Below are 22,646 nucleotides of genomic sequence, written 5' to 3' on the forward strand. Positions count from 1 at the left end.
GTCGTCATTGCCAACGGTGTGCGTGCAGGCCGTGCGAAACCACTGACCGCCCCACCCGCAACCTCAGCCCCAATCACAGTGCCGGCGTAGGCAAAAGCAACTTCCATACCGGTGAGCACAACCCACACCCGGGTTGTGCTCACCGTGCTCGCCCTGCTTATTGCCGTCGGCGATCTGAGCCTATGACGCCCAATCTGGAACAGGCGCTTAAGCAAACTGTGAGGAACTCGATCGTTGGCGAGTCGACCTCGGTTCTCACCCAGCCAATGTTGCATCAGCTGGCAATAAATCCCGTTCGGGAAATGACATGACCACCACACAGCCAACCCCCGACCAGAGGTCCGCGACCCGCGAGCGGCCCTCCGCGCGACGGACCCCGACCTACGCCGTGGGAACCCGCCGTCACCTCGACGCCGACGAGATCGCGGCGACGGGACTCCGGGACCGCTGGTACCCGATCCTTCCGTCGCGGATGCTCGAGCCCGGCGCCATGGTCCCGGTCCGCCGGCTCGAGGTCGACTGGGTGCTGTTCCGCGACGCGCAGGGACGGGTCCGCATGCTCGAGGACCGGTGCCCGCACCGCAGCGCGCCGCTGTCGGTGGGGCAGCATCTCGGCGACCGCATCGCCTGCGCCTACCACGGGGTCCAGGTGGACGGCGAGGGCACCGTCGTGTCGGTGCCGGGGATGCCGGGATGCGCACTCGAGGGCCGCCGCGCGACGATATCGCTCGAGGTGGTCGAGGCGGCCGACACGATCTTCGCCTTCCTGCCGCTGACGGCCGAGTCGGTCCCCACCCCGTTCGTGTTGCCCGACCGGCTGTCCGATCCGGAGGTGTCCTGGTTCGGCAACTTCGCCGAGTGGGCGGGTCCCTGGCGCTTCTACATGGACAACGTCCTCGACCCCATGCACGGCGCGTTCCTGCACCGCAACTCGCATTCGATGTTCGGCGGCGACACCTCCGCACGGTTCCGCATCCGCGAGACCGACCGCGGGTTTTTCTTCGAGAAGACCGACCAGCGGGGCGTCAACTTCGACTGGGTCGAGTTCGTCCGCGGGTCGATGGACTACGTCGACCTCGAGATTCCCTACGGTCCCGGCGCCGGCCCCGGCGGCGTGTTCGGGATCGTCGGGATGAGCACTCCGATAGACCGATCGACGTCGGCGATCTTCCACTGGCGCACCCGCCGGGTCAGCGGCTGGGAGCGGGAGACCTGGCGGTTCCTCTACCGCACGACGCTGGAGGCCAAGCACTGGGAGGTCCTCGAACAGGATCGTCTGGTCCTCGAGGCACTCGCCGGTGACGCCGACCGGGAAGAGCACCTCTACCAGCATGATCTCGGGGTGTCCCGGATCCGACGGATCTACCGCGCCGACGCCGTCGCCCAAGCCGAGCAGCTCGCGGCAGCGAACGCGTGAGCACCGACCCGACGATGCTGCTGACCGTGGTGCTGCGCCACGATCAGGGCCAGGACCTCGAGCAGTTGCAGGGGCGGCTCGACGACCACGACTGGTGGCACGGCTTCCCGCCGGCCGGCTGCGAGATCGTCTCCTGGGTCGTCGCCATGGGAATCGGACAGATCGTGACCCTCCGGCTTCCGGCCGACCGGCTCCCGGCGGTGAACGTCGAACTCGAGCGCCGGGCGTGGGGCACCTTCGCCACCGACTTCTATCCGACCTACGACTTCCTGCCGGTGCGCGAACGACTCACCCGGGAGTCCGATGCGCGACGGTCGGTGGTGACGTCGTGACCCGGGTCGGACACCCCGACGTCGCGGAGCCGCCCCGCCCGGACATGTTCAGCAACGCCCGCGTCGTCGGCGAGCAGTTCTTCCTGTCGGGGATGCACGCCGGCGGGCCGGACGGACCGGTGGGTGGCGACGACGCCCACGCCCAGGCCGTCGAGACCTTTCGCCGCGTACGCGCTCTGACCGAGGCGTGCGGCGCCACTGTCGACGACATCGTCGTGTTGCGCATCTATGTCACCGACATCGCCGACAAGGCAGCGGTCGGACGCGCCCGGAGCGCGATGTTCTCCGGGGACTTCCCGTGTTCGACCCTCGTCGAGGTGTCGGCACTGGTCGAGCCCGGCCTCAGCGTCGAGGTCGAGGCACAGGGATTTCTCCCGAAGGCCGCACCCGCGGCCGACTAGAATCACTCGAACCGGCGTCAGCCACGCCGACTACACCCCGAGGACGCCATCGTGAGCGGACCAACTCTCAACTCCAGCCCGAACAACTCAGCACCGGCCGTCGACAGACCCAACTGGCCGGTCCTGATCCTCGCCTTCGTCGCAGTCGTCCTCGACGGCTACGACACCATCGCCCTGGGCCTCTCGGTGCCGGCACTCAAGGAGGACTGGGGTGTCCCCGCATCCCATTTCACTCCTGCCCTGTCGCTGACGAGTCTCGGCGTGGCACTCGGCTACATCGCGGTCGGGCGACTGACCGCACGCTTCGGGTGCCGCAAGGTCATCCTCGTCGCGGTCGTCGTCTTCACCATCGGCAGTCTGCTCACTGCCTGGGCGGGCAACATCGTCGAATTGAGCGCGCTCCGTTTGATCACGGGGTTCGGTCTCGGTGCGGTCATGCCGGCCGCCGTCGCGCAGGCGACGGCACTCAACCCCGCCCGACACCGACAGTCGATCGCGGTGTTCGTCACGATGGGGATCTCGCTCGGCGCGCTCATCGCCGGCGTCCTGGGTTCGCAGCTCGTCTCCGCGTACGGCTGGCCGTCGGTGTTCATCGTCGGCGCCGCCGCCTCGGCACTCCTCCTCCCCTTCCTGTGGTTGTGGCTGCCCGATGAGCGCGCCCTCACCGGCGTCGTGGCGGGTTCGGAGGCCCGGCATCACGCCGCGGTCGCGCGATTGTTCGACCCCGCGGTCCGCGGCCGCACCCTGTTGCTGTGGGGCTTCGCGTTCATGGTGTTCTCGGTGTTCTACATCTTCTCGTCATGGCTGCCCACCCTGCTCACGAGCTACGGGTTCAGCACCGGGCTCGCCCCGCTCGGCTCGGCCGCCCTCGGCGTCGGAAGCATCATCGGAGCGGGCATCCTGATCGTCGGCGCGACCCGCTTTCGGATGAGCTCCGTCCTCGCCGGAACCACCGTGGCGGCCATCGCATTCCTGATCCTGTCGGCCTTCCTCGGTTCCGACAAGGCACTGCTGCTGCTGGTGTTCGGCGGGGTCGGACTCGGTCTGCAGGCCGGCATGATCGGTCAGGCCGCGGTGGCGGTGTCGATCTACCCGCAGGCCACCGCCGCCACCGGAGTCGGCTGGGCGTCCTCGATGGGCCGCCTCGGATCGGTGGTCGGCCCGATTGTCGGCGGCGCCCTGATCGGACTCGGCCTCTCGACGAGCGCGATCGTGCTCATCGCCTGCGCGCCGGTCGCGATCGCACTCGGACTCATCCTGCTGCTCCGCCGCACCGAGCCGAAGGTGTCCGACGACGCGGCCGGGACGGGACGGCTCGACGGTCCGGACACCGGGGACCGCACGACGGTCGGCGGACCGGCGATGACCAGCCAGACCATGAACGGCCACGCGATCGGCGGGCAGGCCTGACGCCTCGAACCCATTCGACGAGCGGCGTACCGGGTACCACTCCGGTGCGCCGATCGTCGTCCCGCCCACCTCGTGACGGACCGGTCGCCGAACGCGATCAGCACGCGCGCGACCACAACAGATACCCGACCGCGAGCGCGAACACACCAGGCCCCAGTCGCACGAGGTGATCGCGGGTCACCGCCTCGTCCAGGTCGGCGTCGGAGAATCCGCCGCGGAGCGCGTGCTCGCGAAAGATCAGGCCGGAACGATCAGCGGGAATCGGGATCACGAACACTTGGACGCGCCCGGCGCCCGAACGGTTCCATCCCCCGCTCCCCAATCCGAAAAGACCACACAACCGCTGGTCTCCCTGAATCGAATGCACCACAGGAGGTCGGGCCCGCGACCGGCAGACTTCAACTCGACCGATGGACTTCGATCGAGGTCTAGGAGTCGCGTTGAAGTCTGTCGGTCACAGAATGGGGCCTCGGGGAGCAGCGGGTTGCGCTCGCAAGCCCGCTCCTCGGGGGCACCGCTCCCGGGAGCACGGACTCGGTCGATCCTGTGGTCGTCGTCCGAGTCGTCCGCGACTCCGCGGCGCACCCCATCGGCCGGCTCGCCCGCGAGCGGTGTCGCCATCCGAATCGTCTATGACCGACAGGCATTGCGACACAACGGAAAGGAGGATCGCCATGCTGTTCCACAACCGAATCACCGTCCCACCGGGCCACATCGTGCTGGCCTACCGGGGTGACCACGCCCAGACGCTCCCGGCCGGCCGTCACCGCGTGCGCAAGCCCGACGCCACGTTGAGCGTCGACCTGCGTGAGCGCCTGATCCCGGTCGCACCGCAGGAGGTGCTCACCGCCGAGGTACGCAGCGCGGCCCTCGACGTGATCACCGCCAAGACCCGCGGTCTGGCGAAGCTGGAGGCGGCGCGCGCCGAGACCGCCGCCCTGCGCGCGCTGGCCAACGCGGGCCGGCTGCTCGACGCCCACCCGGCGCTGGCGCAGCTGCGGCTCGTCGAGTCGGTGCCCTACGGCGCCCGCGTCGTGCTCAGCGTCGGCGGCGCCGAGGCGCCGCCGGAGGGCTGAGCCTTCGCGCGGAAGCGTTTCCGTCCCGCGTATCGGGTTCGTCGGCAGCACGGAAGCCGTTGCGCGGGCAAACGAGAGCCCCGGCCGGAACGAATCCGGCCGGGGCCCTTGTTGTCTGCCGGTCACCCAGCGAAAACCCTACTTCGCAGCGAGGTTCTCGTTGGTCAGCTTGGTGACACCCTGCTCGGCCTTCTCGACCAGCGAAGCCGGCGGCTCGAAGTGCTTGCCGTACTTGCCGGCGAGGTCCTTGGCACGCGCGACGAAGCCGGGCACGCCACCCTCGTAACCGTTGATGTACTGGATGACACCACCGGTCCAGGCGGGGAAGCCGATGCCGAAGATCGAACCGATGTTCGCGTCCTCGACCGAGGTGAGCACACCTTCGTCGAAGCACTTCACGGTCTCGAGGGACTCGGCGAAGAGCATGCGCTCCTTCATGTCCTCGAGCGGGATCTCGGTGGTGCCCGACTTGAAGTGCTCACGCAGGCCCGGCCAGAGCTGGGTGCGCTTGCCGTTCTCGTCGTAGTCGTAGAAGCCCTTGCCGTCCTTCTTGGCGGTACGGCCGTTCTCGACCATCCAGTCGACGACGGCGTTCGAGCCGTGCTGCGGGAAATCCTTGCCCTCGGCCTTGGCCGCTGCCTCGGTCTCCTTGCGGATCTTCTGCGGCAGGGTCAGGGTCAGCTCGTCCATGAGCTGCAGCGGCGCGGCCGGGTAACCGGCCTGGGTGCCCGCATGCTCGATGAACGCCGGCTCGACGCCCTCGCCGACGGCCGCGATGGCCTCGTTGATGAAGGTGCCGATGACGCGGCTGGTGAAGAAGCCACGGCTGTCGTTGACGACGATCGGGGTCTTGCGGATGGCCAGCGTGTAGTCGATGACCTTGGCCAGCACGGCATCCGAGGTCTTCTCACCCTTGATGATCTCGACCAGCGGCATCTTGTCGACCGGCGAGAAGAAGTGGATTCCGATGAAGTCCTCGGACCGCTTCACGCCCTCCGCGAGGATGGTGATCGGCAGGGTCGAGGTGTTGGAACCCAGGACGGCGTCGGGCTCGACGATGTCCTCGATCTCCTGGAACACCTTGTGCTTGACCTCGACCGACTCGAACGCGGCCTCGATGACGAGGTCGACACCCTTGAAGTCGGCGGCGTCGACGGTCGGGTGGATGCGGGCGAGCAGTGCGTCGCTCTTCTCCTGGGTGGTCTTGCCCTTGGCGAGAGCCTTCTCCTCGAGCTTCTCCGAGTAGCCCTTGCCGCGCTTGGCAGCGTCGAGGTCGATGTCCTTGAGGACCACCTCGATGCCGGCCTTCGCCGACACGTAAGCGATTGCCGCGCCCATCATTCCGGCGCCGATGACGCCGACCTTCTTGGCGGTGAACTTGTCATAACCCTCGGGACGCGAGCCGCCGCCGTTGATGTGCTGCAGATCGAAGAAGAACGCCTTGATCATGTTCTGTGCGACCTGGCCGGTGACCAGCGAGACGAAGTAGCGGGTCTCGATGATGTCGGCGGTGTCGACGTCGACGTAGGCACCCTCGACGGCGGCGGCCAGGATGGCGCGCGGAGCCGGCATGTTGGCACCCTTGATCTGCTTGCGCAGCAGGGCCGGCAGCGCCGGGAGGTTGGCGGCGAACGCCGGGTTGGTGGGGGCACCGCCCGGGATCTTGTAGCCCTTGACGTCGAACGGCTGCTGGGCCTCGGGGTTCTCCTTGATCCAGGCCTTGGCGGCGGGGATCAGTTCCTCGATGGACCCGACGACCTCGTTGACCAGACCGGTCTCCTTGGCCTTGGTCGGATTGAAGCGCTGACCCTGGAGCAGGACACCCATGAGGGCGTTCTGGATACCGAGCAGACGGACGGTACGGACGACACCGCCACCGCCGGGCAGCAGGCCGAGGGTGGCCTCGGGCAGACCGATCTGGACACCCTTGACGTCCGCGGCGATGCGGTAGTGGGTGTGCAGCGCGATCTCCAGGCCGCCACCGAGTGCGGCACCGTTGATGGCGGCGACGACCGGCTTGCCCAGGGTCTCGAGACGACGCAGCACATTCTTCATGGCGTTGGTGGTCTCGGTGATCTGCGTGGCGATCTCCTCTTTGGAGACGTCCTTGCGATCGCTGGTCATGTCCTTGAGGTCGCCACCGGCGAAGAAGGTCTTCTTCGCGGAGGTGAGGACGACACCGGTGATGTCGTCCTTCTCGGCCTCCAGGCGATCGACGGTCGCGGCCATCGACTCCTGGTAGAGCGCGTTCATCGTGTTGGCGCCCTGGTTGGGGTCGTCCATGGTCAGGATGACGACGCCATCGGCGTCCTTCTCCCAATTGATCATGTTGTCACTCATGGTGATTCGCAGAGTTCTTTCTCGTGAAGTGGTGGTCGTCGCCCCCTGAGGAGCGAGCGAAGCGACGCGCCCGTCGCCCCCTGAGGAGCGAGCGAAGCGAGCCTCGAAGGGTCAGAGACGCTCGATGATGGTCGCGACGCCCATGCCGCCACCGATACAGAGGGTGATCAGGCCGTAGCGGCCGCCGGTGCGCTCGAGCTCGTCGAGGCAGGTGCCGTAGATCATCGCGCCGGTAGCACCGAGCGGGTGACCCATGGCGATCGCGCCGCCGTTCACGTTGACCTTCTCGTGCGGGATCTTCAGATCCTTCATCCACTTCATGACGACCGAGGCGAATGCCTCGTTCAGCTCGAACACGTCGATGTCGTCGACGGTCAGGCCGGCCTTCTTCAGCGCAAGCTCGGTGGCCGGGGTGGGGCCGGTGAGCATGATGGTGGGCTCGCTGCCGATCTCGGCGAAGGAGACGACGCGGGCCCGCGGGGTGAGGCCGTTGCGCTTGCCTGCCTCTTCGCTGCCGATGAGCACGAGGCCCGATCCGTCGACGATGCCGGAGCTGTTGCCACCGGTGTGGACGTGGTTGATCTTCTCGACGCTCGGGTACTTCTGCAGCGCGACGTCGTCGAAGCCGGCCATGTCGGCGAGGGCGGCGAAGGCGGCCTTCAGCTTGCCGAGGCTCTCGACGGTCGAACCGGGGCGACGGTGCTCGTCGTGATCGAGGATCGTGACGCCGTTGATGTCCTTGACCGGAACCACGGACTTGGTGAAGTAGCCACTGTTCCAAGCCTTTTCGGCGCGAGCCTGCGACTCGGCGGCGTAGGCGTCGACGTCCTCGCGCGAGAAGCCCTCGATGGTGGCGATCAGGTCGGCACCGATGCCCTGCGGGACGATGTAGTGGTCGTACGCGGTGGCCGGGTCGGTGAACAGTGCACCGCCGTCGCTGCCCATCGGGACGCGCGACATCGACTCGACACCACCGGCGAGAACCAGGTCGTCGAAGCCGGAGGCGACCTTGGCGGCGGCGAGGTTGGTGGCTTCCAGGCCGGAGGCGCAGAAGCGGTTGATCTGGGTGCCGGGGACGGTCTCGGGGAGGCCGCTGTTGAGGGCGGCGGTGCGGGAGATGACCGCGCCCTGCTCGCCGACCGGGGAGACGACACCGAGGATGACGTCGTTGACGTCGGCCGGATCGAGACCGCCGTGACGCGACAGGACCTCGTTGATGAGACCGGAGACCAGGTCGACCGGCTTCACGCTGTGCAGCGAACCGCCGCGCTGCTTGCCACGAGGCGTGCGGATCGCCTCGTAGATGAATGCTTGATCAGGCACGAAAGTGTTCCTTTCACACGAACCACTGGTTGGTTACCCACCGAGGCTAACGCGGAATAACTTATTTGGCTATACCCGGTGGTCAAGAGGTCTGGTGTTCTGTCGAATGTGCGCTATGGTCTGTTCACCATGCCTGACCGCAAACCCGCCACTCGCACTCGGGGCGCCGACCGCAAACGACAGCTCGTCGACTCCGCGGCCGCGCTCTTCCTGCAGCGTGGGTATGCCCAGGTCTCGCTCGCGGACATCGCGCGCTCGGCGGGGGTCACCGCGCCGTCGGTGTACCGGCACTTCGACGACAAACAGTCGCTGCTGGCCGCCGCGGTCCTGGCCGGCGTCGACGACCTCGAGTCCTGCACCGACCGGGCGCTGGCCGACGGCGTCGACGCGAACTCGCTGATCTCGACGGTCTGCGACCTGGCCGTCCAGCGCCCCCAGGCGGCATCGCTGTGGCGGTGGACCAGCAACTACCTCACCACCGAGCAGAACAAACTGGTCGCGGTCCGCACCCGCGAGGTGATCGGACACTGGGCGTCGGCGCTCGCGGCGCGACGTACTGATCTCACCGAGCGCGAGGCCGTGCAGCTGGCGTGGGCGGTATTGAGCGTCAGCGGCAGCCTCACCGTGCACCACACCCGCATGTCCGGGGCGCGTGCACGTGACGAGATCGAGAAGCTCATCCGTCGGATTCTCGCCCTGAGCCCCGCTGCGGCACCGCCGTTCGCGTCCTCGCCGACGGTCACCTCCGTGCCGGGTTCGCGTCGCGACGAGATCCTCGACGCGGCAGCCGAACTGTTCGCCGACCGCGGGTACACCGACGTCGGTGTCGACGAGATCGGCGGCGCCGTCGGCATCGCGGGTCCCAGTGTCTACAAACACTTCCCGTCGAAGCTCGCCATCCTCGTCGCCATCGGTCAGCGTAGCGGGGCCCGACTGGAGGCCGGGGTGATGACCGTCTACGGTGCCACGTCTGATCCCGCGAAACTTCTTGCCGGCCTGGTCGATTCCTACGTCGAGACGATCACCAGCACCCCGGATCTGTCGGTGAGCTTCAACAACTCCCCCGCACTCGCCGGCCAGGCCAGCGCCACCGACCTCGTCGACGTCCAGCGGCGCTACGTGGCGCGCTGGGTGGATCTGCTCATGCAGGTCGACCCGGAGATCAAGCGGGATCAAGGCGCGGTCGCCGTACACGCGGCGCTCTCGATCGTCAACGACGCCGTGCGCATGCGACGCGGCTCGGAGAGCCCGCAGTTCGCCGCGCGGATGGCCTACCTGATGAAGGGCGTGCTCGCACTCTGATCCGCGCCGACGAGTATGCGCCGGTTCGTTTCCCACAAACTGAACTTACTTCACTTTGGTTTTGTGGTCCACTCCGCCGTCCGGCGTTGACCCGGGGACTGCCGCCTGGTCTACTGAACTGATATCAGTTTGTTGATCGACACGATGGAGTCCTGATGAGCCACACAGACGACCTGTCGACGAAGCCGTGGCTCGTCGACAGTTCGGTCCCGGTGCTGCCCTCCGAGGAAGAGGAGGATCTGCGTGCGGCCATGCGCGATCTCCTCGGAACGGGCGGCATCGACGAGGTGCGACGGGTTGCCGCCACCGCGCTCGGACATTCACCGGCGATGTGGTCCGCTCTGACCGGGTCGATGTCGGTGACGACCATGGCGGTACCGGAACCGGTCGGTCTCGGATACGGACTCGCCCAGCTGTGCACGGTGATCGAGGAGTGCGGCCGGGCGCTGCGGCCCGAACCCGTGGTCATGTCCGCCGCCATCGGTGTGCGCGGTCTCCTCTTCGGGCGCGGCGAGGAACTCCCCGCGCTGCTGGACGGAGCCCTCGACGGCAGCCGGATCGTGACGACGACCTCGCTCACGCCGGAGTCCGACGACCTGACCGCCGAATCCGACGGTGGCCGATGGCTCGTCACCGGGCGTGCGCCGGCCGTCGCCTCCGCGGCCGCGGCCGACATCGTTCTCGTCACGGCCGAAACCGGCACCGGCCGAATGCTCTTCGCGGTCCCCACCGACGACCATGTCGAGCGGATGTCGCTGGATTCCCTCGACCCGACCCGGTCGATCACCGCTCTGCGCTTCGACGACGCATCGGCGATCGCGCTCACCGATCCCGACGAGACCCCCCGCGCCGTGGCAACCCTGCGCGACCGCGCGGTCATCGCCCTGGCCGCCGAGAACGTCGGGATCGCCGGCGCACTGGTGGACATGACGCTCGACCACACCAAGACCCGCAAGCAGTTCGGGCGGCAGATCGCGTCCTATCAGGCGATCAAGCACCGGCTCGCAGACATGTACGTCGACCTCGAACGGGCACGGTCGGCCGCCCGATACGCCGCCGCTCTCCACGACATCGATCCGGCCCGGGCCGGACTCGCCGCCGCGGTCGCCGGAGCGGTCTGCGGAGACGTCGTCGTCCGCGCGTCCACGGAGGCGATCCAGTTACACGGCGGCATCGGCTTCACGTGGGAACACGCCGCGCACAACTACTATCGGCGTGCGCTCACCAACGAGACACTGTTCGGCGACACCGCTGCTCACCGGCGGCGGATCGCGCAGATCCTCGCCCTGCTCCCGTCCGCAGCTTGACCCGAGTTCAGCTCATTCGACGTATACTTCGGCAACGACCAGAAGGGGGTCACCATGCCAGTGGCTACGGAGGTGCGCGAGGACGGTCCCCGTTCCAAACGCGCGCGAATACTCACCGTCGCGATCGAACAGTTCGGCAGAGTCGGCTACGAGCACACGAAGTGGGCCTCGGTCGCCGGTGAGGTCGGCATCGGCCAGACGGCGCTGTATCACTACTTCGAGTCGAAGGCGCACTGCCTGCTGACCATCATGCGGCTCGAACTCACCGACTCGGTCGAGCGATTCCGCGTGGGTACCGCTGGCATCCCCGACCCGGCACAAGCTCTCCGATCGGCCATCGACGCCTCGCTGCGCGGCGAGCCGATCGACGCCCTGCAGCGTCGAATCCTGCAGAACCACATGGACATCCTGAGCACACCGCGTCAATCGGACAAGGAAGAGGCCGAACGTCTCCGGTCGCGGGAACTCGTCGCCGAGATCGAGAAGAACTGGGCCGACCTGATCAAGCGCGGCATGGACGAGGGCATCTTCGTCCAGGGCGACCCGGTGCTCTATTCCCGTCTCGTACTCGGCGCCCTGGTGAGTGTGTGGCGCTGGTACCGCCCCGGCGGCCCGCTGTCGCTCGACGACCTCATCCGGACCGTGTCGGACTCGGCGATCCGGATGGTGACCGCGCCCTAGCGGCTTCTCAGACCGTGAACCGGCCACCGTTGCTCAGCAGCACCGCCCCCACGACGTTCGCCGCGCCCGGGGACGCGAGGTAGAGGATCGAGTCGGCGAGTTCCGCCGCGCTCGCATATCCCCGAGCGGGTCCCGACGCCATCGCGGCTCGCAGGTGGGCCGGGGTGCGCGCGGCCATCCCCGTGTCCACCGGACCCGGCGCCACCGTGTTGACCCGAATCCCGAAGGGCAGGACTTCTTTGGCGACCGACTGGGTCAATGCATGCACGGCCGCCTTCGACGCCGAGTAGTGCGGATAGCCGATCAATGTGTCGAATGCCGACGACGAACCGACGGTGACGACGGATCCGCCGCCCCGGTCCCGCATACTCCGGACCGACTCGCGCAGAACGTGAAACGTGCCGTCGAGGTTCACCGCCATCACCCTCCGCCACGCCTCGTCCGACAGTCGCGTGAGAACGTCGACGGGGTCCCCCGATTCGGCGGCGTCCTGTATCCAGGCCTTGCTCACGGGATCGTCGACGCCGGCGGCGTGCACCACGACGTCGACCCGCCCGGTGTCGGCGATCACGGCGTCGAACACATCGGCCACCTGTACCGGATCGGCGACGTCGACGGCCACGGGGACCGCACCGGTGATGGATTCGGCAACGGTCCGCGCGCCAGTCTCGTCGAGATCGAGGACGTATACCCGACTCGCGCCCCGCAGGCCCAGAGCGTGGGCCGTGGCCGCGCCGATCCCCGACCCGGCGCCCGTCACGACCGCGATGGCACCCTGAAACTGACTGTCCATCAGCGTCTCTCCTGAGTTCGGGGAATCAGATCTCGCATCCGGCGCGATATCCCTCGGCAATCGCATGTCCGATGCGTCGGGGGGTCACGCAATCGCCGACGACGTCGATCGTGTCGTCGCCGGCGAAGGCACCCAGGTCGAGCACCGGTTGCCGCGGCCCGTGCCAGACGATCAACGACTCGTCGAGCGCGGTCGCCGCGCCGCCGAAGACCGGTTGCAGCAGTGGCGTCCTCCCGTCCGATCCGGGTGCCACGGCGTGCGCCACCCGGAGCCGCACCCCGGCGTCGCCGAGTCGACGGAGCAGCGGCCCGGCGCTCTCGGCGGGCACTCGCGAGCACAGTGCGGTGAGCGGGGTTGCCAGCGTGACCCGCCAACCGCGTTGTGCCAGTGACTCGGCGGCGTTGTACGCCGGCCAGAAGCCGTCGCCGTCGTCGACGACGACCGCCTCGCCCACCGAGATCCCCGCCGGATCGCCGACGATGACCTCGTCGACGCCCGCGGTCGGGTGTCCGTCCAGCCATTCCGGTGCGGGCGCCGGCCGAGACCCGGTTGCCACCACGATGTGGTCTGCGATGGAACGGATCTCGGCGAAGTCGTCGGCATCGATCCCGGCGGCGAGGTTCACCTCGACCTTCAGTCGGCGCATCTCGTTGCCCAGGTAGTCGATGACATCGATCACTGTGCTGCGGTGCGGTGCGGCGGCCGCGACGCGCACCGCCCCGCCCAGTGCGGTGTCCTTGTCGAAGACGGACACGCGGTGTCCTCGCTCGGCAGCGACGCGCGCCGCCTCCAGCCCCGCCGGGCCACCACCGATGACGTAGACGTCCTTGGTCTCCGATGCCCTGACCCCCGCCTGCCGATGCCGGCCTCGGCCGACCTCGGCGTTCACCGCACAGTGCAGGTGCGGATCGAACGCCCGGCAGTCCTGGTTGACTCCGAGGCACCCGCGGATCTCCAGTAGCCGGTTCTGCGCCGACTTGTTCGGCAGTTCCGGATCGGCGATCAACGCGCGCGCCATCCCCACCAGGTCGGCATGTCCGTGTTTCAGGATGTGTTCGGCGGTGGCCGCATCGCGAATCCGCTGTCCCACCAACGTCGTCAGGCCGGTCGCCGCGCGTACGCGGGAGGCCGAGGGCACCGCGACGGCATCGGGCTGCGTCGAGTCCTTCACATAGGTGCCCCGGGTGCCATGCGTGATGCTCAGGTAATCGACCCCCAGTCCCGCGTAGAACTCCGCGATGGGGAGGCAGTCCTCGATCGTCATGCCGCCGGGGATCTCCTCCTCCCCGCTGAGGCGGACGCCGAGAATCCGGCCCGCAGGCATCGCCGAGCGCATCGCCTCCACGATCATCCGCCCGAACCGCATGCGGTTCTCGAATGACCCGCCGAAGCAGTCGGTTCGACGGTTGGTCAGCGGAGACATGAACTGCGCGACGAGATATCCGTGCGCAGCATGCACCTCGAGACCGTCCACGCCCGCTGCGACGAGGTTCTCGGTCGACACGCGCCATCCTTCGACGATGTCCTCGATCTCTCCGATGGTGAGCTCATGCGGTGGGTAGGCGTCGCGGACCGTCTTGACGGGCGACGGCGCCACCGGGGGCGAGTCGGACTCACCGCCGATGAACTCCCGTCCGAGGTGGACCAGCTGGGTGACCAGGCGAGAGCCGTGACGGTGTACGGCCTCGACCTTCTCCGCAGTCGCGGGGATCACGGCCTCCTGGTAGGCCTCTACTAGCTTGCGTGAGCGCAGCGTGGTCGTCGGATGGACGACGGTCGCCCCGCCGACGATCATCCCGACTCCACCCGCGGCAAGCCGCTCGAAATGCTCGACGTCGCCGTGACTGGGAATCCCCTCCTGCACCAGGCTGGTGCCGGCGGGCAGCGCCACCAATCGGTTCTTGAGTGTGGTGCCCCCCAGCGCGATCGGGCTGAAGAGTTTGGGATATGGGTTGATCGTGGGTGTCATGGCATGAACTGCTCGCGCCATTCCTGCTGGAACCGCGAGACCGAGTCGGCCGTCAGGGTGTTGGTGTCGGGCAGCGGTATGTCCTGCGCCCGCGCGACCGCACCGGGGATGTCCGGCAGTGCCGATCCATATCCTGTGGACAGCGCCGTCTGCCCCTTCTCGGTCACCAGGAAGTCGGCGAGGACCTGAGCGGCGTTCGGATGCGGCGCCGACGTGAGGACGTGGCTGTACCACGGGGTCCCCCACGCCGGTTGCGGCAGAACCCAACCCACCGGTGCGCCGGCCGCCTGTTCCCGGACCAGTGGCTGCACCATCGGCGTCGCCGCGATCTCGCCGGAGTTCAGCGCCTGCGCGACACCGAGCGCACTCGGGTAGACGCGGGGTTGCAGGGCCGCAAGCCGGCGGTTGAAGTCGGGCGACCAGTTCTCGTCGAAGAACCGGTACTCGTCGACCACGGCCGCGAAACCGGCCGGGTTGACCACACCGATCCTGCCCCGCAACGACTCCGTCAGCAGGTCGGCCGGCGTCTGCAGTCCCCCGGGCAGTGCGGTGGTGTTCCACCCGAGAGCGAACACGGCGGCGCTCACCAGGAAGAACCGATCGTTCACGACACTGCGATCGCGCTCGTAGGCAGGAGCATCGAAGGCCGGGCCCACGATGGGCGTGGAGTATCGGCCCGACTCGGCGGCCGTGGTGATCCAGGCCGGATCCGAGGTCATGTGGACGTCCGCCGTCCCCTTGCCGGTCCTGTTCTCGGTCTCCACCCGAGGATTGATCTCGACGTCGGTGCCGCGGACGAAATCGAGCGTGATGCCCGGGTATTCGGTCTCGAAAGCGGTCTTCAGTTTCGCGAGGTTGTCGGGGTGTTGCGTCGAGTAGAGGAAGACGCTGCCCTCTTCTTCGGCGGCCGCCACCACCTCGGACCAGTCACCCTCGACCGGGCCGGCGGGCGTCGACGACGAGCCACACGCGGCGATCGCCATCGATACGACGGCCGCCATCGTCGTTGCGACCAGAGCCGTCACGCGCATGTCCAACCCCCGTCCACGAACAGTTCGGTTCCGGTCACGTACAGGGCATCGTCGCCCGCCAGGAAGGCCACTGCAGCAGCGACATCCGCGGCGTCACCCAACCGACCCATCGGGGTGTTCGCCACCATGGCCGCATACCGTTCCGTGCCCTCGTAGCGCCGCCGGAGCTGCTCGGTGCCGATGAACCCCGGGTGCACCGAGTTGACGCGCACCCCACGCTTCGCCCAGTGGAGCGCGGCGTTTTTCGTCATCGTCGCCACCGCGCCCTTCGCCGCCGCGTAGGCCACGCTGTTCCCCAGGCCGCCAACGCTTCCGAGGATGGAGCAGAGGTTGACGATCGACCCCCCTCCGGAACTCTCGATCAACGCACCGGCGTGCTTCATCCCGAGCCACGTTCCGGTCTGGCTGATGTCGACGACCCGCCGATAGTTGTCGAGTGTCTCGTCGACGACGCTGCCGAGACTGCCGATGGCCCCGTTGTTCACGAGGATGTCGAGGGTGCCGAATCGTTCGCCGGCCTCGGCCACCACTCGTTCCCATCCGGATTCGTCGGCGATGTCCAGGTCGGCCACCGCATGACGCCCCGGATCGGCGAGGCCGTCGCGCAGTTCGTCCCGGGGAGTGCCGGGAACGTCGGTGATCATCACCGCCGCCCCCTCGTCGGCGAGCCGGCGGACGATCTCGACGCCGATCCCGCCCGAGGCGCCGGTCACCAGCGCCACCTTGCCCGCCAGGCGTGACATGCCCACGCTCATCTGGATGTGTCTCCGTTTCTAGAGGTTGCTCAGGACGTTGCGGCCGCCGACGGCCATCGCGGCACCGACACCGACCGTGGTCACCGCAGTCATCAGCAGGGCCATCGCGGCCACCTGCGGATACGACCCGTTCTGCCACATGTCGTAGAGCAGCGTGCCCATCACCTGCGTCGTCGACGCCCGCACCAGCAACGAGGCGGCGAACTCGTGGGTGAGCAGGATGAACATCAGCGCGACCGCCGACAGGATCGCGGGCCGCATGAGCGGCAACATGATCCGGAGGTTGGTGACCATCGGTGACGCACCACTTGTGGCCGATGCCTCGGTGTAGGCGTTGCCCAGCGAGAGCATCGCGGTCATCTGCATCCGGGTTGCGAAGGGCAGCATCAGCACGACGTAGACCAGCACGATCACGGTACGGGTGCCGTACAGGATCAGCGGCGGTTCGGTGTAGGTCAACAGGAACCCGACGCCGAAGATGACCGCGGGGATACCCAACGGCAGCGCGGTGATCAGATCACCGGTCAGGGACAGGACCCGGAAGCGCCTGCCCCGCACCAGGAGATTGGCCATGATGTAACCGATCGGCACACAGATCAGCACCGCGCCGAAGGAGGTCACCACGCTGGTCACCACGGATTCGAACACCGCCGTGGTGGCGAAGAGGTCGCGGAAGTTGTCCAGTGTGAACAGACTCCAGGACAACGCGCCGGACCAGTAGGGTGTCAGCGACACGATGATGAGTCCGACCAGCGGGATGACCAGGGCGACCAGGGCGTAGATCACCAGTGTCGCCGTCGCCCAGCGCGCACGGCCGCCACTGGGCGCAAAGGCCTTGCCGCCGTGGGTCACGAAACGGTTCTGGTTGCCCAGCAACAGTTTCTGGACGAGGACGACCGCGATCCCGAGAATCACCAGCGGAGAGCCGGCCGCGGCGGCGGCGGCGAAGTCCGACGGGGATTCCGACACGCGCCGGTACATGTCGGTCGTCAGGACGTTGACGCCGGTGTTCTGGCCGAGCAACAGCGGGCCGGTGAACTGGCCCAGACCCAGCAGCAGGGCGATCCCGCCGCCGTAGATGAGCGATGGGCGGAGCAGCGGCAACACGACCCGGAAGAAGACACCGATCGTCGACGACCCGCTGACCTGCGCCGCCTCGAGGTGCTCGGAACTGATGTTCTGCATCCCCGCGCTGACGAACAGGTAGACGAAGGAGGTCAGCCCGAAGCCGGTGAGGATGATGATCCACGGCACGGTGTAGACGTCGATCGGACCGCTGTCGCTGCCGCTCCACCACGGGAGCTTGCGCAGCAGGACGTTGAGATATCCGGGGCCGGGCGACAGCAGGAACGCCCAACCGACGATGTTGGCCACCGCGGGCATGACGATGGGCAGGATGGGCACGATCTTCAGGAACCCCATCCGGGCCGGCAGCCGGCTGGCCGCGAAGGCCAGCAGGGTCCCGAGCACCATGGCGATGGCGAGCGAACCGATCGCCAGCGCGATCGTGGTCCGGATCGTCTCACCGATGTCGAATCGTCCGTATTGGCTCTGGTACCCCTGCGCCCCGTCCTCGAAGGCGAGTGCCTGCAGCCTGATCATCGGCAGCACGACGAGGTAGGCGAGCACGGCGAGGAGCGCCAGGTATCCGATCCGCGCGCGCCAGTGGGCGGGAATCGCGAACGAACGCATCGACTCCGACGCCATCGGCCCGGCCGGGACGGTCGCGGTCATGATGGCGACCCCGCGTGTTCGGCCTCGATCACCGGCGCGTCGTCCCGCCCGGTGGCGCGCGTCTTGGCCGAGTTCGACACCCGGTCGACGGTCGCGCCGGCTTCGTCGGCGAACACTCGCAGCGCCGACGGTGCGAAACTCACGATCATCTTCTCGCCCGGTCGGCTCTTCTTCAGCGTGCCGCCGTGTTCTCCGGCCGGTGTGCGCAACATGAGCGTGTCCTCACCGCTGCGGACGGTGACGTCGTAGTAGCGGCCGCCGTACTCGTGGTCGACGAGTTCGGTGTGCAACACCACGTTTCCGGAGGGGACCTCGTTCTCGCCGGCATGCAGCAGCAGATCGTCGGGACGCAGGCGGGCGACCGCGTCGGTCCCGCGGTCGGGTACGCCTCGGACGACGGCGCGCGACAGATCGACGGCGTCGCCCTTCGTCGTCTCCCAGCCATGCTGTCCACGGCGCAGTTCGATGCGGTTCGACATGCCGATGAACGCCGCGACGTACTCCGACACCGGGAACTCGAAGACCTGGTCGGGTTCGTCGTACTGTTCGATCTTGCCCGCCTTCATGATCGCGATCCGGTCACCGAGGGCGAACGCCTCGGACTGATCGTGGGTGACGAAGACCGCCGTGAAGCCCAGCTGCCGGTGCAGTTGATGGATCTGCGAGCGCACCTGATCACGAAGCCGCGCATCGAGGTTGGACAGCGGCTCGTCGAACAGCACCAGGTCGGGCCGGGAGACCAGACCGCGGGCGACGGCGACGCGTTGCTGCTGTCCGCCGGAGAGCTGCGACGGGTAGCGGTCGAGGAGACCCTCACAGTCGACCATGCGAGCCGCCTCGTCGACCGAGCCGTCCCGCAACGCGTCGCGCATCTTGCGGACCTTCAGTGGGTACCCGATGTTCTTGCGTACGGTCATGTGCGGCCAGAGTGCGTACGACTGGAAGACCATCCCGATGTTGCGCTTGTGCGCAGGAACATTCAGTTTGCGCTCGGCATCGAAGACCACCTGGTCCTTGAAGCTGATGGTGCCGCCCTGCGGCGTCTCCAGTCCGGCCAGACAACGCAGCGTCGTGGTCTTGCCGCAACCGCTCGGCCCGAGCAGGACCAGGAACTCGCCGTCCTCGATGGGCAGATCCAGATCGTCCACGACGGTGTTGTCACCGTACTTCTTGACCAGTCCGGATACCGCGAAATGTGATGTCACGTCAGACTCTCCGCATTCTTCTTCGGGGTGCGGACGCCGGCCCCGGTGCCGCCGTCCACGAGCAGGTCCACGCCGGTGATGTAGCTGCTGCGCGGGTCGGCCAGGAACCGGATCACCTCGGCGACCTCGGTGGGCGATCCGCGTCGTTGCATCGGGATGCTGCGAACGTAGCTGTCCATGTCGTCGGACGCGAAGTCCGGTACCGCGGTGATCTCGGTGTCGATGCTGCCGGGACAGACGTCGTTCACGCGGATCCCCTTGTCGGCGAGTTCGATCGCTGCGACCCGGGTGAGTGCCCGTACACCGAACTTCGACGCCCCGTACGCACCGAGTTCCGCGGTGGCGAGCACGCCGCGCAGTGAGGAGATGTTCACCACCGCACCACCGGGCCGCATGTGCCGGGCCGCGGCGCGCACGCCGAGGAACGTCCCGACCAGATTGAGTTCGAGCATGCGCCGGAAGCCGTCGAGTGTGGTCTCGGCGAGCGGCGCCTTGATGGCTGCGCCCGCAGAGTTGACGAGGACCTGCAGCGACGCCCCGTCGGCCGCCATGTCGGCCACGACGGCCTCCCAGGCGTCCTCGTCGCGGACGTCGAGCACCCGGAAGCGATCGGCTGCACCGTACTCCGCGGCCGACGCGACCCCGGTCACCGAGTCGACGTCGGTCGGGTAGACGCGTGCCCCGTGCTCGGCGAACAGCGCCGCCGTCGCCGCGCCGATGCCCTTGGCGGCACCGGTGACGAGGACGCCCGCGCCATGGAAGTCGTCGGCCGAGGTCACGGCTGGAACTCCTTGGCCCAGTCCTGCGAGTACTCACGGACCTTGTCCGGAGTGAGGTCGGCCGTCTGGGGCAGCGCGATGTCCTGGGCGCGGGCGACGGCACCGGGGATGTCGGGGAGCACTGCGGCGTACCCGGAGTTGAGCGCCACCTGTCCCTCGCGGCTGATCATGAAGTCTACGAGCACCTGCGCCGCGTTGGGGTGCGGTGCGACCGACAGCGCCTGCGTGTACCACGGTGTCCCCCACGGTGTCTCCGGGAGACTCCAGTCGACCGGGGCGCCGGCCTCGACCTCGGTCACGAGGGGTTGCACGGACGGTGTCACCGAGATCTCACCCGAGGTGAGCGCCTGCGCCACGCCCAGAGCGCTCGGGTACACCCGCGGCTGGAGTTCGGCGATCTGCTGCCAGTAGTCCTCGCCGTAGGTCCTCGCGTAGTAGCGGTACATGTCGACATACGACGCGATTCCGGTCGGGTTGACGACGCCGATCTTGCCGCGGTACGCGGGATTGATGATGTCCTGCGGTGTCTTCAGACCACCGGGGACGGCATTCGTGTTCCACCCCAGGCCGAACACGGCGGCGCTGGTGAGTGCGAACTTGTCGGCGATCACGCTCTTGTCGCGGTCGTAGTCGGGCGCGTCGAGGGCCGGACCCACGAGATCGGTGGAGTAGGTACCCGATTCGGCGGCGGTGTCGATCCACGCCGCGTCGGTGAGCATGTGGACGTCGGCGATGCCCTTGCCGGTCTTGTTCTCCGTCTCGACCTTCGGGTTGATGTCCGGGTCGGTACCGCGGACGAATTCGAGGGTGATCTCCGGGTACTTCTGCTTGAAAGCGGTCTTGAGCGCTTCGAGGTTCGCCGGCTTCTGGCTCGAGTACAGCATGACGCTGCCCTCTTCCTTCGCCGCCGCGACGACGTCCTCCCAGGTTCCGTCGACGGGTCCACTCGAGCCGGAGCCACCCCCACCACAGGCCGCGAGCACGGTGGCCGCCGCCGCGGCGATGGCCACCGCCGTCATTCTCTTCAGGCTCTTCATCTCTCACATACCTTTCGTGCGGCCATCGGCCGTGGAATCGGTGGTGGCTCGCCGACCGGCGATCTGGTTCAGCAGATCGGCGAGCTGTTCGGGGATCGACACCATCGGCATGTGCCCGGAGTCGAGGTGCGCGACGTCGCCGCCGACGAGGGCGGCCGATCGTTCTTGGAGATCAGGTGTGTAGCAGTGGTCGTCGGTCAGACGGATGTAGGTGCGGGCGACCGGCGCCGTCAGGCCACTGAGGTCGACGGGCTCCTCGAGCAGCGCGGCCGAGTCGTCGACGACCTGCTCGGCGGTCCACGCCGTCTGGGACGCATCCATGTCGTTGCAGAGCATCGCCTCCACCGCGGCCCGGTCCTGGTGATAGATGCCGTCGCCGATGGATGCCCGAACCGCTTCTCGGACGCCCGGATCGATCTGATCGAGGACGCGGGTGCCATCCGGCGGAACGACCGCCGAGAGGAAGACGACCGATCGCAGCCGTGGCGCGAGGACCGGCATGACCCTGGGCACCGACACACCGGCGAACGAGTGCGCGACGAGGACGATCTCGTCGTCGAGCCCGGCGGCCTCGATGTCGTCCAGGATGGCCTGGGCGCAGTCGCCGAGGGTCACCCCGCGCAGGTCGACGTCACCTCGCCGGCCGCGGCCGGGGAGGTCGACGGCAACCGCCGGTCCGTCGAGGAACGGAACGAGGCGGTCCCAGCACGAACTCCCCATCCCCGCCCCATGTACCAGGACAACACTCATGTGAACCCCTCCGGACCGAACTGAACTGATCTCAGTTCTGCAATTTAGTGAGATATGCAAGTGATGTCAATCACTAACGTGTTCGAGTCTGTGACCAGGACACACCCGCCAGGAATGCGAGGTGCCCCGCGCCCACACGACGGCGGACACGGGGCACTTCGACGGACAACTCAGCCGAACGAGACCTCGGGAGTACGGGCGATCAGCAACCGGCGCACCGAGCCGGCGGCGTCGACCTGCGCGATGGCGGAGAACGAGGCCTCGAAGGCGCCGTTCCTCGTCGTGCGGCCGAGCACCATCTCGTGACCGGTCTCGGTCACGCCCACGTCGATGTGGTGGACCAGCGTGCTCTTCTCCCGCTGAGCGAGATAACCGACGAGTCCGGCCCGGTCCCCGACGAATTCGGCGGACTCCCCGCCCCCCTTGGAGAACTGCACGGACATCACGAAGTCGTCGGCGATCATGCCGAGCACGCGGTCCGGGTCATCGGAATCCATGTACTCGAACCAGCGGGCGAGCGTCGGGGTCGGGGCGGTGGTCATCGGTCCTCCTGCTCGTCAGGGTTCGATCCTTCCGGAATCAGCGCGAAGTCCGCACTGAAGGTCACCTGATAGCGGTCGACGAGCCCGTGACCGTCCAGATGCATGACACCCACGAAGAATCCCGTTGTGGTGCTGTCGTTCTCGGTCACCTTGCCCTGGGCGAACTCGAGATCGCGGTCACCCGCGGTCCGCTGCACGACGTGCTTGCGGTTCACCGGAGGCCGATTGCGCAGATACTCGAGCATGCGGTCACGGCCCCGGCCGCGATTCTCACCACCGGGCAGGACCATCGTGAACTCGACGTCGGCGGCGAGCAGGGCCATCGCATCCTCCAGCCGCCCGCTGTCGACCGTGGCGTAGTACTTTTCGATCACAGTCATAAAGTGAACTTAGTTCAGTAGGCTTTCCGGTGTCGAGTGTTGACTTCCACCCTGCTCGGCCGTTACAACTGAAGTGAATCCA

At 67.6% G+C, this 22,646-nt stretch carries 22 protein-coding genes; 8 read left to right on the plus strand and 14 right to left on the minus strand.

From position 1 onward, the window contains the following. Window positions 1-307 precede the first annotated feature (307 nt). Genes CA982_RS16270 through CA982_RS16285 form a run of 4 tightly spaced genes read left to right on the plus strand, consistent with a single transcriptional unit; the run spans window position 308 to window position 3,560 of the window. Window positions 308-1,417, plus strand: a complete 1,110-nt coding sequence (locus CA982_RS16270) for a Rieske 2Fe-2S domain-containing protein (protein ID WP_086536317.1) — start codon at window positions 308-310, stop codon at window positions 1,415-1,417. Between the two features lie 14 nt (window positions 1,418-1,431). Continuing rightward, a complete protein-coding gene (locus tag CA982_RS16275; protein WP_086536402.1) occupies window positions 1,432-1,749 on the plus strand; it encodes a hypothetical protein in 318 nt (105 codons plus the stop codon). Further along, the gene (locus CA982_RS16280; protein ID WP_144066042.1) at window positions 1,746-2,150 is read left to right on the plus strand and encodes a RidA family protein; all 405 of its coding nucleotides are present in this window, start codon (window positions 1,746-1,748) and stop codon (window positions 2,148-2,150) included. The genes CA982_RS16275 and CA982_RS16280 overlap by 4 nt, the downstream gene beginning before the upstream one ends. A 51-nt stretch (window positions 2,151-2,201) precedes the next feature. Next, complete coding sequence (locus tag CA982_RS16285) at window positions 2,202-3,560, plus strand: MFS transporter (RefSeq protein WP_086536318.1); 1,359 nt, start codon at window positions 2,202-2,204, stop codon at window positions 3,558-3,560. Window positions 3,561-3,657: 97 nt separating this feature from the next. On the opposite strand, the gene CA982_RS16290 is transcribed toward CA982_RS16285, so the two are convergent. Beyond that, window positions 3,658-3,831, minus strand: coding sequence for a hypothetical protein (locus CA982_RS16290; RefSeq protein WP_244176319.1), 174 nt, complete (start codon window positions 3,829-3,831; stop codon window positions 3,658-3,660). Between the two features lie 403 nt (window positions 3,832-4,234). On the opposite strand from CA982_RS16290, the gene CA982_RS16295 reads away from it, so the two are divergent. After that, window positions 4,235-4,636: an SPFH domain-containing protein gene (locus CA982_RS16295; RefSeq protein ID WP_086536320.1), complete on the plus strand. Its 402-nt coding sequence runs from the start codon at window positions 4,235-4,237 to the stop codon at window positions 4,634-4,636. A 138-nt stretch (window positions 4,637-4,774) separates the two neighbouring features. On the opposite strand, the gene CA982_RS16300 is transcribed toward CA982_RS16295, so the two are convergent. Together CA982_RS16300 and CA982_RS16305 are read right to left on the minus strand one after the other, a co-directional pair. Then, on the minus strand, window positions 4,775-6,976 hold the full coding sequence (locus CA982_RS16300) for a 3-hydroxyacyl-CoA dehydrogenase NAD-binding domain-containing protein (protein WP_086536321.1): 2,202 nt from the start codon (window positions 6,974-6,976) through the stop codon (window positions 4,775-4,777). Window positions 6,977-7,087: 111 nt separating this feature from the next. Then, complete coding sequence (locus tag CA982_RS16305; RefSeq protein WP_004018964.1) at window positions 7,088-8,299, minus strand: acetyl-CoA C-acetyltransferase; 1,212 nt, start codon at window positions 8,297-8,299, stop codon at window positions 7,088-7,090. 129 nt (window positions 8,300-8,428) lie between these two features. Between CA982_RS16305 and CA982_RS16310 the strand changes: the two genes are divergently transcribed. The 3 genes from CA982_RS16310 (at window position 8,429) to CA982_RS16320 (ending at window position 11,589) form a co-directional block, all read left to right on the plus strand. Then, entirely contained in the window at window positions 8,429-9,601 is a 1,173-nt protein-coding gene (locus CA982_RS16310) for a TetR/AcrR family transcriptional regulator (RefSeq protein ID WP_086536403.1), read from the plus strand. Window positions 9,602-9,756: 155 nt separating this feature from the next. Then, the gene (locus tag CA982_RS16315; protein ID WP_086536322.1) at window positions 9,757-10,908 is read left to right on the plus strand and encodes an acyl-CoA dehydrogenase family protein; all 1,152 of its coding nucleotides are present in this window, start codon (window positions 9,757-9,759) and stop codon (window positions 10,906-10,908) included. A 54-nt stretch (window positions 10,909-10,962) separates the two neighbouring features. Beyond that, entirely contained in the window at window positions 10,963-11,589 is a 627-nt protein-coding gene (locus CA982_RS16320) for a TetR/AcrR family transcriptional regulator (protein ID WP_086536323.1), read from the plus strand. Window positions 11,590-11,596: 7 nt separating this feature from the next. Here the strand turns inward: CA982_RS16320 and CA982_RS16325 are convergent, their stop codons facing one another. From CA982_RS16325 to CA982_RS16375, 11 genes are all read right to left on the minus strand, one after another. Further along, the gene (locus tag CA982_RS16325; protein ID WP_167383367.1) at window positions 11,597-12,382 is read right to left on the minus strand and encodes an SDR family NAD(P)-dependent oxidoreductase; all 786 of its coding nucleotides are present in this window, start codon (window positions 12,380-12,382) and stop codon (window positions 11,597-11,599) included. 25 nt (window positions 12,383-12,407) lie between these two features. After that, window positions 12,408-14,351, minus strand: coding sequence for an oxidoreductase (locus CA982_RS27080; protein WP_086536324.1), 1,944 nt, complete (start codon window positions 14,349-14,351; stop codon window positions 12,408-12,410). Further along, window positions 14,348-15,382, minus strand: coding sequence for an ABC transporter substrate-binding protein (locus tag CA982_RS16335; protein ID WP_086536325.1), 1,035 nt, complete (start codon window positions 15,380-15,382; stop codon window positions 14,348-14,350). Before CA982_RS16335 ends, CA982_RS27080 begins: the two co-directional genes overlap by 4 nt. Further along, complete coding sequence (locus CA982_RS16340; RefSeq protein ID WP_086536326.1) at window positions 15,373-16,137, minus strand: SDR family NAD(P)-dependent oxidoreductase; 765 nt, start codon at window positions 16,135-16,137, stop codon at window positions 15,373-15,375. The genes CA982_RS16335 and CA982_RS16340 overlap by 10 nt, the downstream gene beginning before the upstream one ends. An 18-nt stretch (window positions 16,138-16,155) precedes the next feature. After that, window positions 16,156-17,844 carry an ABC transporter permease gene (locus CA982_RS16345; protein ID WP_208617974.1) on the minus strand — a complete coding sequence of 563 codons (1,689 nt, stop codon included), beginning with the start codon at window positions 17,842-17,844 and terminating at the stop codon, window positions 16,156-16,158. Window positions 17,845-17,867: 23 nt separating this feature from the next. After that, window positions 17,868-19,076 carry an ABC transporter ATP-binding protein gene (locus CA982_RS16350; protein WP_086536327.1) on the minus strand — a complete coding sequence of 403 codons (1,209 nt, stop codon included), beginning with the start codon at window positions 19,074-19,076 and terminating at the stop codon, window positions 17,868-17,870. Further along, window positions 19,073-19,855: an SDR family NAD(P)-dependent oxidoreductase gene (locus tag CA982_RS16355; protein WP_086536328.1), complete on the minus strand. Its 783-nt coding sequence runs from the start codon at window positions 19,853-19,855 to the stop codon at window positions 19,073-19,075. The genes CA982_RS16350 and CA982_RS16355 overlap by 4 nt, the downstream gene beginning before the upstream one ends. After that, entirely contained in the window at window positions 19,852-20,892 is a 1,041-nt protein-coding gene (locus CA982_RS16360) for an ABC transporter substrate-binding protein (RefSeq protein ID WP_086536329.1), read from the minus strand. The genes CA982_RS16355 and CA982_RS16360 overlap by 4 nt, the downstream gene beginning before the upstream one ends. A gap of 3 nt (window positions 20,893-20,895) precedes the next feature. Further along, window positions 20,896-21,642, minus strand: coding sequence for an alpha/beta fold hydrolase (locus tag CA982_RS16365; RefSeq protein WP_086536330.1), 747 nt, complete (start codon window positions 21,640-21,642; stop codon window positions 20,896-20,898). A gap of 170 nt (window positions 21,643-21,812) precedes the next feature. Continuing rightward, on the minus strand, window positions 21,813-22,184 hold the full coding sequence (locus tag CA982_RS16370) for a hypothetical protein (protein ID WP_086536331.1): 372 nt from the start codon (window positions 22,182-22,184) through the stop codon (window positions 21,813-21,815). Next, window positions 22,181-22,564 (minus strand): nuclear transport factor 2 family protein, encoded by a 384-nt coding sequence (locus tag CA982_RS16375; protein ID WP_086536332.1) that lies wholly within the window; start codon window positions 22,562-22,564, stop codon window positions 22,181-22,183. Before CA982_RS16375 ends, CA982_RS16370 begins: the two co-directional genes overlap by 4 nt. Window positions 22,565-22,646 lie beyond the last annotated feature (82 nt).

This window comes from Gordonia lacunae, from assembly GCF_002149015.1.
Lineage (GTDB): Bacteria > Actinomycetota > Actinomycetes > Mycobacteriales > Mycobacteriaceae > Gordonia > Gordonia lacunae.

Bases quoted from the DNA above. Each gene is read 5' to 3' on its own strand.
- CA982_RS16270 (WP_086536317.1), top strand. From the start codon at position 308: ATGACCACCACACAGCCAACCCCCGACCAGAGGTCCGCGACCCGCGAG.
- CA982_RS16275 (WP_086536402.1), top strand. From the start codon at position 1,432: ATGCTGCTGACCGTGGTGCTGCGCCACGATCAGGGCCAGGACCTCGAG.
- CA982_RS16295 (WP_086536320.1), top strand. From the start codon at position 4,235: ATGCTGTTCCACAACCGAATCACCGTCCCACCGGGCCACATCGTGCTG.
- CA982_RS16300 (WP_086536321.1), bottom strand. From the start codon at position 6,976: ATGAGTGACAACATGATCAATTGGGAGAAGGACGCCGATGGCGTCGTC.
- CA982_RS16310 (WP_086536403.1), top strand. From the start codon at position 8,429: ATGCCTGACCGCAAACCCGCCACTCGCACTCGGGGCGCCGACCGCAAA.
- CA982_RS16315 (WP_086536322.1), top strand. From the start codon at position 9,757: ATGAGCCACACAGACGACCTGTCGACGAAGCCGTGGCTCGTCGACAGT.
- CA982_RS16320 (WP_086536323.1), top strand. From the start codon at position 10,963: ATGCCAGTGGCTACGGAGGTGCGCGAGGACGGTCCCCGTTCCAAACGC.
- CA982_RS16325 (WP_167383367.1), bottom strand. From the start codon at position 12,382: ATGGACAGTCAGTTTCAGGGTGCCATCGCGGTCGTGACGGGCGCCGGG.
- CA982_RS27080 (WP_086536324.1), bottom strand. From the start codon at position 14,351: ATGACACCCACGATCAACCCATATCCCAAACTCTTCAGCCCGATCGCG.
- CA982_RS16335 (WP_086536325.1), bottom strand. From the start codon at position 15,382: ATGCGCGTGACGGCTCTGGTCGCAACGACGATGGCGGCCGTCGTATCG.
- CA982_RS16340 (WP_086536326.1), bottom strand. From the start codon at position 16,137: ATGAGCGTGGGCATGTCACGCCTGGCGGGCAAGGTGGCGCTGGTGACC.
- CA982_RS16345 (WP_208617974.1), bottom strand. From the start codon at position 17,844: ATGGCGTCGGAGTCGATGCGTTCGTTCGCGATTCCCGCCCACTGGCGC.
- CA982_RS16360 (WP_086536329.1), bottom strand. From the start codon at position 20,892: ATGAAGAGCCTGAAGAGAATGACGGCGGTGGCCATCGCCGCGGCGGCG.
- CA982_RS16365 (WP_086536330.1), bottom strand. From the start codon at position 21,642: ATGAGTGTTGTCCTGGTACATGGGGCGGGGATGGGGAGTTCGTGCTGG.
- CA982_RS16370 (WP_086536331.1), bottom strand. From the start codon at position 22,184: ATGACCACCGCCCCGACCCCGACGCTCGCCCGCTGGTTCGAGTACATG.
- CA982_RS16375 (WP_086536332.1), bottom strand. From the start codon at position 22,564: ATGACTGTGATCGAAAAGTACTACGCCACGGTCGACAGCGGGCGGCTG.